This is a genomic window from Pseudanabaena sp. CCNP1317 (genome assembly GCF_034931345.1).
GTDB lineage: Bacteria > Cyanobacteriota > Cyanobacteriia > Pseudanabaenales > Pseudanabaenaceae > Pseudanabaena > Pseudanabaena galeata.
In genome coordinates, this window is the sequence record NZ_JAYGIF010000035.1 from 1 (window position 1) to 12,313 (window position 12,313).

Genomic DNA, 12,313 nt, shown 5'->3' on the forward strand with positions numbered 1-12,313 from the left:
GGGATGGAGTTACGTCATCGCTGTGTTGGCTGTCAGGAGCCGATTACTTCCCTGAAGCATCGTTTCTGCCCTTTTTGTGGGACATCTTATCAATCTTCTTCATCTTTAAAAGTTTGATAGCTGAAAGCATTTCACAGTAAAGATTTCAGCGCTTCGTGGCACTGTTTTACACGTATCCTGACTATACCCCTGCTTAATGTTCTTTCCAGAATCGATATTTTCGGGCGCTACTTCATAGGGTTCCAATACTTCGCTTCCTAGCCCGTTTTGTTCCAATTCCGCGATCACGATCGGTAAAGTTGCTTGGGAATTCTTGAGCCAACTACCGACCAAAGTTAGGGCTAATGGCAAACAGCCTAAACGATTGCAAAGGCTTGCGGCGATCTCAGGATTGTCTAGCAAGGTTTGCTGATTTGGTTCTGCCCATTTGGTCAATAACTGTAACGCTGCCTCGGTCTTCAATTCCTGAATTTCCAGCAACGCTAATTTACCCTGCAATAGCGATCGCGAGGTCAGCACAAATCGAAACGGATGGACATCTCCTAAACTCTTCGGCAAGTATGGCAAAACCTGTGTTTGATATTCGGTCACGTCATCAATCAAGATCAGCGCTATTTTCTCCTCACCGCAAAACTTTTGCCACTGCTGCCAGCCTTCCTCTACCTGTGTTTCTAATTTGGTGAAGTGCCGTAAATCCCCATCTTCACAAAATCTCAACTGCATAAAGTCTCTAAGGGATTCACCAAACTGCGCTGCCTCGAATATTCCCACCCCACCCGCATAATCATCTAAATGCAATTTGCCATACTGCCGCGCTAGTTCGCTTTTCCCCATCCCTGCCATCCCAGAAATTAACACCATTGGCAAAGGCGAGCTTTCGCTTTGCGCCTGCAATAAATCGTGCAATTCCTCTAAATCCTGCTCCCTTCCAACAAAGTTTCCATCTCGGTCAATTTCGCGATCGCCTAGATTGTTATAAAAGCTCTTGTTATGATCTTTTGGTGCTGTTTGCTTGAAATGTGGCTGTGACTTCAGGATGTTTTCTAAAACTCGTTGCAAGATTTCCTGCAACATCTCTGGCTGCACATCATTGAGGTAAGTATTGCCAATATTCGCAACACCACCCGCAACCAAGGTTTGATAACCCTTGCTCCCATCTCGATTGACCTGCGTTAACAGGCGATCGCTTTGTATTGCCTCACCTAACTGTGAATCAGCATCGATGCTTTTCTTGACCAATTCCACAAACTCAGCCAAATCCTCTTGAGGATTAGCTTTCAGTATCTCCACCGTTAGCTGACATAGTTGCGTAATTAAATCTGACATGAGCGATCGCCGTTAACTGCTTTTCACAACTAAAATCTTTCTCAAGAATAAGCGATTACTCGTTACTTGAAACCCACTCTTACGAGATGAGCAGAGATATTTTAAGCACAAGTAACCGTCTGTACTTTGATATCGACTTGAAGGGTTTTACGCAAAACTTTGAGAATAGCGGTGAGATTATCCATTGTGGGATTTCCTTTTGCAGAGAGCATTCTATGAAGGCTTTTACTAGGTTTAGATGTGGCGATCGCTAGTTCTTCAAATCCGATGGTTGCATTGACGAGATCTCTCAATATGAGTCTCGCGGTTTCTGGTTCGCCATTGAGGAAAAGAGAAATAGCTTCGTCAAGTAAAGCGGCGGCAAATGCGGAATCTCTTTGGACTCTTGCATTAACTGTTTCTTTAAAGTCGCGTCTTAGGGGTGTAGTTGTCATTTTTTCTTTTTCTTCTTTTTGTCGATTTCTTCTTTGATAGCTGCTTGTCTAGCCTCTTTTTTGCGCCTTTTATACTCTTGATACAGTTCTTTAGCTCGTTCAATATCGGATTGTTGACCTTTTTTCGTGCCTCCACCAAATAGAACTATGAGTTGATTTCCATCTTGGGCTAGATAAATTCGGTATCCTGCACCCCAATCAATTCGATATTCGCCAATTCCATCAAACCATTTGATGTTTGATGTGTTGCCTAGCTCTAGCCGCGATTTGGCAACTGTCACTTTTGCCGCAGCGATCGCATCTAGAGCATCGAACCATTTCTGATAAGGGTTTGAGCCATCTTCTTGGATATATTCTTGAACTTTCATACTAGGCACTAGAGTAACTTATATGTTACTTGTGGTCAAGGCATATTTTAGCGATCGCCTAAATCAAATCCCAAATACGCTTGCGATCGCCTTTATCGTCAAGTGTTTTTTTGGCGCTATGGCAAGTAAAGACAGATTCTGGCTTTCCTATCTTTCTCTATTTCTTCAGCCGTTAGAGCTTCTACTGTAAAACCATTATCTCGATACCATTTGATTAGCTTCGGGTTAGCATTAAGATCGTCTTGAGTTATTGACCCATGAATCTTTTTGATTCCTTTCTCCTTAACATATTTTATAAGAAATTCTAGTGTGGCAGTTCCTAGTCCCAGCCTTTGGTAGCATTTTGGTTCTTTGTGAAAAAATGCATAAATACGTCCTAGTGGGCTACGGGCTATGTTGTCTGCAAAGTGAATATCTGCTAGAAGCATTTCATTAGGAGACTCAAAAACACAGTCGATATGACCGACCATATCCCTTAGTCCAACACAATCCAGCGAACGATAAACTTTAAGCGAAAGAATGGACTCATGCTCATTAACTTCAATTTGGCAATCACGCCCTTGTCTATCATAAATAGTCACAATACCTTTAGGAGTCATATTCATTTGGTTTTGTAGATCGCGTAGAGACTGGAGATTATTGCGAACAGTTTTTGTATTTGGATGTTCCACTCCTAGCGAAACTTCCATAATTTCTAATGCTTTCACATAGAGAGGTTCTGCTTCTCCATGTCTTCCTTGCGAATCGTACAGCCCTGCTAGGTTGTTGATACTGCTGGCGACAGAGGGATGGCGTTCTCCTAATAGTTCTTGACTCAGTGACAGGGCTTGTATAAACAGTGGTTCTGCTTCCTCATATCTTCCTTGCAAACGATACAACTCTGCGAGGTTGTTGAAACTGGTAGCGACAGAGGGATGGCGATCGCCTAAAAGTTCTCGCATCAACTGTATTGCCTCTTGATAAAGCGGTTCTGCTTCTGCATATCTCCCTTGCGAACGATACAACTCTGCGAGGTTGTTGAAACTGTATGCAATATCGGGATGGCGATCGCCTAAAAGTTCTCGCATCAACTGTATTGCCTCTTGAAAGAGCGGTTCCGCTTCTGCATATCTCCCTTGCGAATTGTACAACTCTGCGAGGTTGTTGAAACTGTTTGCAATATCGGGATGGCGATTACCTAAAAGTTCTCGCCTCAACTGCATCGCTTCTTGACAGAGCGGTTCCGCTTCTGCATATCTTCCTTGCGAACTATACAGATCTGCAAGGTTGTTGATACTGGTGGCGACAGAGGGATGGCGATCACCTAACAGTTCTTTGTATTTCTTAATTACTTGTAGATAAATAGATTCTGCTTCTCCATATTTTCCTTGAGCTTTGTATAAATAAGCGAGCAAGTGAAAACTGTTGACAGTATCAGGATGATTTCCCCCAAATATCTCTTGACGCATTTGAAGTGATTCTTGAGTTAATTTCTCCGCTTCTGCATATCTTCCTTGCGAACTATACAGATCTGCAAGGTTGTTGATACTGGTGGCGACATCGGGGTGGCGCTCTCCTAAAAGTTCTTGCGTTGCTTTCAAACATCTTTGATATGGCTCTTCGGCAAGTGCGTAGAATCCCTGCGCTTTATAGAAACACGCAATTCCTGTAAATGCCCAAATCAAATCTTCTTCAGGATTGAGAATATCACCCAGCATTTCGCGGCTCAGTATATCCAAATGGGGAATAACAAGAGCTACTATTGCAATCAGATCTATCGTTGGCGTTTCGGGAATCTCTTTAGCTAGGGCAAGCAACCTATTTACAAATGCTTGCCGAAACTGATGATTCTCTTCCGCTTTTAAGAGCTTTGCCCGAAAGAACTCGCGGACTAGAGTATGAATCTTATAAAAGTTGCATTCTTCATCTATTGGTTGAATTAAATGCAAACTGTCTAACTGCCCCCTTGCCTCATTCAGTTCATCTTCCGTAATTTCGGCACTTACTCCAATCCCAGCCACCAACTCCCAAAAAACCACAACAGGTGCAAACAGCCCTAACAGCATCGCCACTCTCTTAGATCCAGTACTGATGTCATCCCAACTCAGTTGGATTGCTGCTTCTACACCACGATAGCCATATAACTTATTCTTGCGTTCCCTTGCAATCGAGTCATCGGCAAGAGTTAACCTTTCCTGTAACTTAGCAAACGTCAAAAAGCGATTTTTGCTCAGATATTCACCGACTAACTCTATGCCCAAGGGCAAATAACCCAGAGTTTTGCAAATCTCCTTGACCGTGACCAGTTCTTTATCTACCTTTGCCGCACCAACTATTTTTCTTAACAGTTCCAGTGCCTTCTCCTCTGACAACACATCCAGAGGCACAGACTCAAAACCCACATTCAATTCCCGTTCTCTCGTCGTTACCAATACCCGCACACGCGGATCGATGGGCATCGCCAGATCGGGAATGCTCTCCGCCTTCGGCACATCATCGAGAATTACCAATAACTTGCCAGACTCAGGCAACCAGTTTTGCCAACACCATGCCGCTTGTTCATCCAGACTAGCCGACTGCATCGCTTCGGGTAAGTCCAGATAAGGACTAGCCATCGTCACCACTGCCTGAGCCAATCCCATCTCCCGCAAAGACAACCAATACCGCGCCACATATTCCTGTTGATAGCGAGTCGCATATTGCAGCGCAAGCTCAGTCTTACCAACACCGCCCATCCCCTCCACCGCACAGACGATTACACCCTGTCCCTCTTGCAACTTTGCATGAATATCCACAAGTTCTTCCTCTCGCCCGACAAAGTTTTTGGAACCCTGCCGCACATTGCTAGGAATCTGCTTTTGCAAAGACTTCAGTAAGTCTCCTAAAGCCTCCTGCAAAACCTCCTGTAACGTTTCCCGATTCACATCATTTAGGTGAATACCAATATTGGCAATCCCACCCGTAACCAAAGTTTGAAAACCTTTCGCATTACCTTCATTGATTTGAATTAATTGGCGATCGCCTTGAATTGCCTGACCTAACTGAGAATTAGCAACAATACCCTGCTTCACCAGTCCCACCAACCGAGCGGCATCTGCATGAGGATGCTCTTGCAGGATTTCCGCCGTTAGCTGACATAGTTCAGTAATTAAATCTGACATGAGCGATCGCCTTTAACTTATGAGTTGTGACTAAGACTTTGGAGATTGCCCCTCCTGAATATGAATCTCCCCAATATAAGCCTTACCACCCTCAACCTTAGTCTGCCAACCTCTCGCATTATCAGAAACGTTCATCGTCATCGAACTGTTATCTTGAATCTTACCAGCTTGAATCGTCTGGGCAAGTAGTTTGAGTTCGTTAGCAAATGCTGGATCTGTAATCAGCTCTGTACCGAGCACTGTGCTAACCGTTTCAATAGCAGCGCGATCGCCCGACTCGACCTTTACCAAAGCCTCATCGACTGTCGGATGTTTCCCTGACAACTTGTTCTTAATTTTCTGCCATAGCTCAGGAATCTTCGCGATCGCATCAGTCGTAAATTTCTTAGCCAGCTCACCCGCACTCGACTCAACAAACTTTTGAACAGCCAAACCCACCAATGCCCCAGCAGTTAAAGGATCAGTCATAGCCTTCACTTTTTTCTCTAAATTGTCAGCAATAATAACACGACCTAAAAAGTCAGTACAGGATAAGCACTGGCTTTTTTGATGTCCCCTCAACCCCGAAGTCACCCGACTATATCAAAAGCTATTTGCGATCGCAGGATCTGCTTTATTCGCAATCACTGAAGTTTGTGGATCGTTAGATAGATCGGATCGAGCTATCAAAAATTATGCCAATGCTCCTGACACCACTTGAAAATATTGCCATCAGTCACTATCAAGATTTCTCTATTCAGGACTGAGAGACATCGCGATCGCACTTCCAGAAATGTGTGGATTGTAAAGTGCATCTCCGTCCTAGCGCAAGGTATAGGAATGCAAAGTTGTGATCGCCATCTTAAAACGAATAGGCTGAAATCCTTTGATTGTCCCTCAGCCCCGAAAGCATTCAATACTTTCGGGGCTGAGGGACGCAATGTACATGGCAAAATTCACCAGCGATCGCCTGTTTTTTATTTACATTGATTGGCAAAGCGATCGCAAAAATTGATGCGATTTTATTAATGAGTGAAAACTATGCTCTTAATATCCCCTAATCAATGGATTTCTAATTATTCTTTAAAAAAGAAAAAGAAAGAAAAAGATTAAAGAAGAATGGGTAAAAAGCATAAAATGTCATCGAAACATTTTTGAAACACGTCGTCTAAGCCATTTTTGGTTAAACAAGAACGAACTATCGAGATCATAGACGTTGGGCAAGCACTTATATAAAACGTTGTTCCAACAAAAATAATTAACAAGCCCTATCTCATGTTCCAGCCAAAGCCTCTGATCTTCAAGCATCTGCATGTTGTTAGATTGATCGCTTTGGCAAATCTGTAACGAGGTTACTTCTTCCAACCCATTGATAGCTTGCAAGTGTTTCCGAATTGTTTGCGGAGATCTCTCAAGAATAGATCCAATAAGTTTTTGGCTTGCGCCATACGGAGTGAATTCTGAAGTCACCAAGAGGAAATGTCCAACTTGACCCTTGATACTTGTAACGCCTGTGGATATTTCAGACGCAATATCAAAGATTTTGCCGACTTCGATCGCCTTGGGTAACTTCAACTCTTTAGCTAATTTGTCTGCAACAAACTTAGAATGCTTTTGCTTCATTGCGATCGTAAATCGAATTGTTTGCGATCGCAATGTATGGAATTTATTACTATCTAATTCGTAAATTGCTCCAAGTTTTTGAATTCCTAATTTAAGGCATAGTTTAGGAAGACTAATATATGCAGCTTTTACCAATAATCCAGAAATCTTTAAAACGCGAAATACGCCTAGCCGTCTGGCTTTGCGTAGATTGGTTTTAATAGTGGATATACTACGGTTTAAAGTCTTTGCCAATTTCGCAATATCAAACTCTACAATGCCTCTCCCAGACACATCAAACGATCGCGCCAACGAATACAACACCTTCACCAAATGAGGGTATTGAACGTTTTGCGCGATCGCGCCATATACTTTAATTGAGAGATGATACAAATTTAGAGTTCGATGATTATGTGATTTTCGATGTAGATAATAGTTCTCAAAAGGCGATAAGTACACCAATTAATCTGTCAATCATCAAAACATGGATACTTTCTATATCTAGAATACATGAGTTTGAATCAAGAAAAGCTGTAATTTACCAACTCTCTCTCATCAATATACTTTCCATATTATCTGTACTTATCTAATTTCACTCTTAACCATTCTTAAAATCTCCCTGTATAGCCTACTGAGGGAGACGATCACAATTTGAAGCAACAAAATTGTGAATAAGAATTCTCTATGATTTGGAGAATTTAAATAGTTTTAAGGCTCAGTACTGAAACTTCGGGAATTGCTGACCAGTTACCAGAGGGGATAAAGGCTGTTTTTATTCCATTGCTAAATGATTCCTCACTTGGGATACTGATTTAACCTCTGACATAGATTCATCGATGGATACAGACTATAATGTGCTGTTTTCTTTTTTATAAGTGAGCGCTAGAGCTTTCGGGGCTGAGGGACAAATCGAAATTTATACTTTTTTTGCATTAAGTTTGCATTAAAGTTTGAGTGGCAACCTAAATTGGCTTGATTACTTATACAATAACTGTCTAATTGGTTTTCAAGGCTCAAAAAGCCATAGGTTCTGACAAAATTTATACTCAAAATGTCAACCATTTTTGAGCATAAATCCTGATTAATATTTGAGATTAGATTTACTTCAAGTAATCAATATCTATCCATAGCTTCTAATACTTAAGACTATCTTTAAGCCAAGCGATCGCTTCTTGAGTTTAGGATTTCTCCTCAGCTTTGAGCCAAGGCATTAGTAATTTGGCTTTGAGCATTGCCAATAGCGATCGCGCTTTTCTCTCGCGACCAACTAACCCACTTTTTCTTTCCAAATTTTGAGATCGGAGCAAGTATTGTTATCTATGAATGGCGATCGCATTGCTGCTAACGATCTCTGCGTTGTACAAAGGCTTCTAGGTCACGTTAAGAGGGTTAAAAAGAATGGCAGCAAAACTTTATGATACAGATTTTTACGCTTGGACTTTGGAGCAATCTAATCTATTAAAGTCTGGAAAATGGCAGGAATTAGATATTGAAAATTTGGTAGAAGAAATTGAGTCTTTGGGGAAGCAACAACGTCAAGAATTGAGAAACCGTCTAGGAATCCTAATCGGACATCTTCTGAAATGGCAATATCAGCCAGACAATCGTAGCAAGAGTTGGAAGGCAAATATTATAGAGCAACGGGATAAATCATCAGAATCATTAAAGGAAAACCCTAGCCTGAAGCCATATTTACCCGAAGTGATTGCCTCGGCTTTTGTATCAAGTTTGGCATTAGTCGTGCGCGAAACCCCGTTAAATTACAAAGATCTACCTGCGGAATGCCCATTCACTATCGAACAGATTCTCGATCCGACTTTTCCTGATTTAAGCCATTTTTAAGCATCTAAAAGACAACTCTTATCTAGATAATTCTCTAACCAAGCGATCGCTTCTTCAGTTTGAGATCGCTCCTCAGCTTTAAGCCAAGGCATTAGTAATTTAGCTTTGAGCATTGCCAATTGTGATCGCGCCTTGCTTGGATCAGCATTGACAATCGCTTGAATTTTTTCAACGGTTGATGGATTTTGTCGTGGCAGCTCTTTGGGTTTGTAGCATTTTGAATTTTCGAGCATTGGTGGACTAGGGCAAGTTGACGCGATCGCAATTGCCTGATTAAAAGTCATGATTGGTTTGTATTCCTTTTTCTGTATGGGTTCTAAGCTTTCATTAGAGAATCTGGAGACTTCGGGCGAGGGGATGGGGTTAGATTGGTTAATTTTTTCTTCTTCTGATTCAGCTAAAAACACTTCATTAGTGGCTTTAACTGTAACAAGGCTCTCTGTAATGATTTTAAGCTCTGGGAAAGCTGTCTGATTTTCTGTTTTTTCTGCTTCTATTGGTTTGAAATTGTCGCTAGAAGTTGTGTTACAGCTTTTTACTAGGGGTTGCCATAGTTTCTTGATTTCGGGTTTGTATAGGGTGGTGGGGCTACACTTGGCGATCGCCCTAATTGCGGCGATCGCTTCTCGCACTTTACTAAAAACAAGATTGCTTAGTTGTTCGATGGCTTTGGTAATTCGCTCTATGGCTGTTGGTTGTTTTTCTTGGTGTTTTTTCTTGGTGCTGGTTTTGGTTGTGGGATTGTTTTGGTTGCTAGCTTGGCTACCATAGGGATAATGGGTAATCATTACGCTTTGGGCGGTATAAAGCGCTCTGCTTTCGATTTCTCTGGTGTGGTTGGAGTATTCGTAGAATCCTTGGCAGTTTTTGGCGGTGGTGGCGATCGCTTGGGCTAGTTCGTTGGTGTCGTCAATCCCATCAAATACTCGATGTTTGACGGCGATCTGATATAGCATTTCGTTGGTTTGTCCTTTGCCTGTCCAGCCGATCGCTATCCGCGCTTCAATGTTGGCTCTCCATTCTGTGCCTTTGCCCTGTGGTTGAGTTTGATAGGTTCTCGGTTTTGGGGCTTTGGCAATTGCGGTTTCTAGTAGTTCTAGATCTTGGGCGATCGCGGCTTGGTCCCATAGGTTTAGAAATGTTTCTAGGGTTTGACTGTGGGGCTGGAGGTCGTCGTTGAGGATATAACTACTTTCTTGCAGTGGTAATCTGTGTCCTTTGAATTGGGCGTTGAAGGCTTTGGGGTTGGGGAATTGTTCGATGGTCCCGTCTTTGATGGTTAGTTTGGCTTTTTCTAGGGCATGGCGTGTAGCACAGGCTAGTTTAAATGTATTGATGCTGTAGGGCAGGGGAAAGTATAGGTGCAGTCCTTGGGATGCTGATGATTGGATGGCGATATGGCGTACTAAGCCGATGCTTTCCATTGCGGCTCGGATTGCTGTTAGGGCTTGCTCGTTGTGTTGTGGGTGGTATTGGCTACCTGCATCGATGTCTAGCATTAAGTAGCTGGTTTCTTTGCCAAATCTTACGCCTATGATCTCGTTTGGCGATCGCCATTTTTCAATTAGGTCTCTGGGCGTTAGGGGATATTTGGTGTTGGTGGTCCATTGTCCGTCTCGATTAGTTAGCCATTCCCATCCGTGCGGAAATAGTGCTGCAAATTTTTGCTCGATCAGATCAGCGGGTAGTAGGGTCTTATATGAAGATTTACGGTTTGAATTGAGATCTTTTTGGAGGTAAGTCAATTTTTACCTCCTGCACGATTGCTAAATACTTTTTCCTTGCCATTTTGCTTGGGCAAGGCTTGAATTTTCAAATACATCTGGGTTGTCCTGATTGTAAGGGTTGTAGCGTTTTCAATCAGGAAACAGACAGATTTTTTAGATGTGTTCAATAATTATTTTTGCTGAATTTGAAAAAATTTCCAGCAAAAACTGTTGCCAAACTCATATCTTGCATTAAGATATAAGAAAGCATTGAACAAATCTTGCCTCTCTAAGCAATATCTGTCCGTTTCCGTTTATTTAATTGAATAGATACCTTCGGGTAGTCAAGAAGCTAGTGGTTCTCAGGCACTGGCTTTTTGCTTTTGAAGGGATACATTTTATCTGTGATCCTCCTTTGGATAAAAAACCTCAGAATAAGCATACATCGATCTATCGGATTTGTTAAAACAATCTCGATTTTTGACTGCTGTACCGATCTCCTCGCTGGTGCAGGTTGCTTTGATTGACTCACTCGTAGGTTTGGATGGGGTACGCCTGTTTCCGATTAAGCATTTCAATCATTAACCGAATATTTTCGGCTTGAGTTTTGTCTGTATCAGATTGGACTTTGACTGATTCAGCTTGGGCTTGGGCTGCAAGAGCTTGGGCTTGAGATGCGCTGGCATAGCGATCAGCAGTTAAGGCTTGCTGTTTAAATACTTCTTTGAATTCATGCAATTCATTTTTGATGTCTACAACGTCATTAACTACCACATCATTTCGGGTGTAAAGATGCTCAACTAGGCTGTTGAGATTGGTATTAGTGGCTCTAGTCTCTTCAATTAATGTCTGAACAGACTGAGTTAAAGCCAATAGAGCCGCCTCTAATCTTGGTGCATCTGTCATTTATTTATCTCCTTTGGCGCGATCGCCTAATCGACCATCTCGTTTTGCTTGATCTACAGCTTGTTGAGCTAAGGTTGCAAGCAAATTTGATGGGTTTCGATTTTCGACAACTCCTAACCTTGTTAAATCTTCAAATAGTTCTGGTTGAAGGTATGTGGCAATACGTTTCAGTGTTTTTGAAGGCACATCATTGTTTGCCCAAAAGCGATCGCCTAGCTCTGGAATATCTGAAGTATCAATTTCTTCATCGGGTATATTTTGAATTTCTTCAAGGCGATCGCGTGAGATGGTCATAGTATTTTCTCCTTTCTTGTTAGCTTTAAACCTTTGCCATCAAGGATTTAAGCAGATTGGTCTGTTTGCTTTCTGCTGCGTTAATTTGTTTTTCTAGCTCGTCGCAAAGGGTCATGAGTTGGTCGATTTTGGCAACAATGCGCTGTTGTTCGGCGAGGGGAGGTAAAGAGAATGGGAACATTTCGATTTCAGATAAATATAGACAGGGTTGAGCGCCACCACGTTTTCTCGTGTGTATAGAATCTTGCAGAAGACTAGAATCCATTGAATATTTTAGATATGAAGAATTGATTAATAATGGTTTTATTAAAGCTACGCTTCTAACTAATGCAAAAAAAGAGTCCTCTGGAATTAATGAGGTTCTTCCAATTGTGCCACCGACCGAAACAATCAAAAGGTCATTAAACTCTGGACAGCATCTTTCTCTTGATTTTAGATAATTTTCTTCAGAAATAAAATCACAGTTACCAAAATCTAAATAACCATTCCGCACGTTTTTTGCAGAAAGTAACCGATACCCTTCTGAAATTCTTGGTGGTGTTTGATGATCTCCATCAGTTATCTTTGAAGTAATATCCCCTAGTCTTACCCAGAAGTGTTGAATGATAGAAAAAAGCTAGAAAAACACGCTTCTAATTTGATAAATTAGAAGCGTCAAAACAAAAAATAATGTTAACAATGTTATCTAACTTCCCTAAGATTGTCAAACAACTACT

Annotated in this window: 12 protein-coding genes; 2 read left to right on the forward strand and 10 right to left on the reverse strand. The window is 41.7% G+C overall.

The window, feature by feature from the left end; all coding sequences use genetic code 11:
- Window positions 1–105: 105 nt before the first annotated feature.
- The 5 genes from VB775_RS09950 to VB775_RS09970 all read right to left on the reverse strand — a co-directional run bounded on the left by VB775_RS09950 (window position 106) and on the right by VB775_RS09970 (window position 5,736).
- Window positions 106–1,326 carry an AAA family ATPase gene (locus VB775_RS09950; RefSeq protein WP_281009717.1) on the reverse strand — a complete coding sequence of 407 codons (1,221 nt, stop codon included), beginning with the start codon at window positions 1,324–1,326 and terminating at the stop codon, window positions 106–108.
- Between the two features lie 101 nt (window positions 1,327–1,427).
- Entirely contained in the window at window positions 1,428–1,760 is a 333-nt protein-coding gene (locus tag VB775_RS09955) for a DNA-binding protein (RefSeq protein WP_281009716.1), read from the reverse strand.
- Window positions 1,757–2,128, reverse strand: coding sequence for a type II toxin-antitoxin system RelE/ParE family toxin (locus tag VB775_RS09960; RefSeq protein ID WP_281009715.1), 372 nt, complete (start codon window positions 2,126–2,128; stop codon window positions 1,757–1,759). The genes VB775_RS09955 and VB775_RS09960 overlap by 4 nt, the downstream gene beginning before the upstream one ends.
- Before the next feature lie 116 nt (window positions 2,129–2,244).
- Window positions 2,245–5,268, reverse strand: coding sequence for an FxSxx-COOH system tetratricopeptide repeat protein (fxsT, locus tag VB775_RS09965; RefSeq protein WP_323216752.1), 3,024 nt, complete (start codon window positions 5,266–5,268; stop codon window positions 2,245–2,247).
- Window positions 5,269–5,298: 30 nt separating this feature from the next.
- Window positions 5,299–5,736: a hypothetical protein gene (locus tag VB775_RS09970; RefSeq protein WP_281009713.1), complete on the reverse strand. Its 438-nt coding sequence runs from the start codon at window positions 5,734–5,736 to the stop codon at window positions 5,299–5,301.
- Between the two features lie 237 nt (window positions 5,737–5,973).
- Between VB775_RS09970 and VB775_RS09975 the strand changes: the two genes are divergently transcribed.
- Window positions 5,974–6,237: a hypothetical protein gene (locus tag VB775_RS09975; protein WP_323216753.1), complete on the forward strand. Its 264-nt coding sequence runs from the start codon at window positions 5,974–5,976 to the stop codon at window positions 6,235–6,237.
- 150 nt (window positions 6,238–6,387) lie between these two features.
- Here the strand turns inward: VB775_RS09975 and VB775_RS09980 are convergent, their stop codons facing one another.
- On the reverse strand, window positions 6,388–7,242 hold the full coding sequence (locus VB775_RS09980; protein ID WP_281009711.1) for a hypothetical protein: 855 nt from the start codon (window positions 7,240–7,242) through the stop codon (window positions 6,388–6,390).
- Between the two features lie 1,005 nt (window positions 7,243–8,247).
- Here VB775_RS09980 and VB775_RS09985 point away from each other — a divergent pair.
- A complete protein-coding gene (locus tag VB775_RS09985) occupies window positions 8,248–8,691 on the forward strand; it encodes a DUF29 domain-containing protein (protein ID WP_281009710.1) in 444 nt (147 codons plus the stop codon).
- On the opposite strand, the gene VB775_RS09990 is transcribed toward VB775_RS09985, so the two are convergent.
- The 4 genes from VB775_RS09990 to VB775_RS10005 all read right to left on the reverse strand — a co-directional run bounded on the left by VB775_RS09990 (window position 8,688) and on the right by VB775_RS10005 (window position 12,090).
- The gene (locus tag VB775_RS09990; RefSeq protein WP_281009709.1) at window positions 8,688–10,436 is read right to left on the reverse strand and encodes a hypothetical protein; all 1,749 of its coding nucleotides are present in this window, start codon (window positions 10,434–10,436) and stop codon (window positions 8,688–8,690) included. The genes VB775_RS09985 and VB775_RS09990 overlap by 4 nt on opposite strands.
- Before the next feature lie 489 nt (window positions 10,437–10,925).
- Window positions 10,926–11,303, reverse strand: coding sequence for a hypothetical protein (locus tag VB775_RS09995; RefSeq protein WP_281009708.1), 378 nt, complete (start codon window positions 11,301–11,303; stop codon window positions 10,926–10,928).
- Window positions 11,304–11,597: a hypothetical protein gene (locus VB775_RS10000; protein ID WP_281009707.1), complete on the reverse strand. Its 294-nt coding sequence runs from the start codon at window positions 11,595–11,597 to the stop codon at window positions 11,304–11,306.
- Window positions 11,598–11,622: 25 nt separating this feature from the next.
- The gene (locus VB775_RS10005) at window positions 11,623–12,090 is read right to left on the reverse strand and encodes a restriction endonuclease subunit S (RefSeq protein WP_281009706.1); all 468 of its coding nucleotides are present in this window, start codon (window positions 12,088–12,090) and stop codon (window positions 11,623–11,625) included.
- Between the last annotated feature and the right edge of the window lie 223 nt (window positions 12,091–12,313).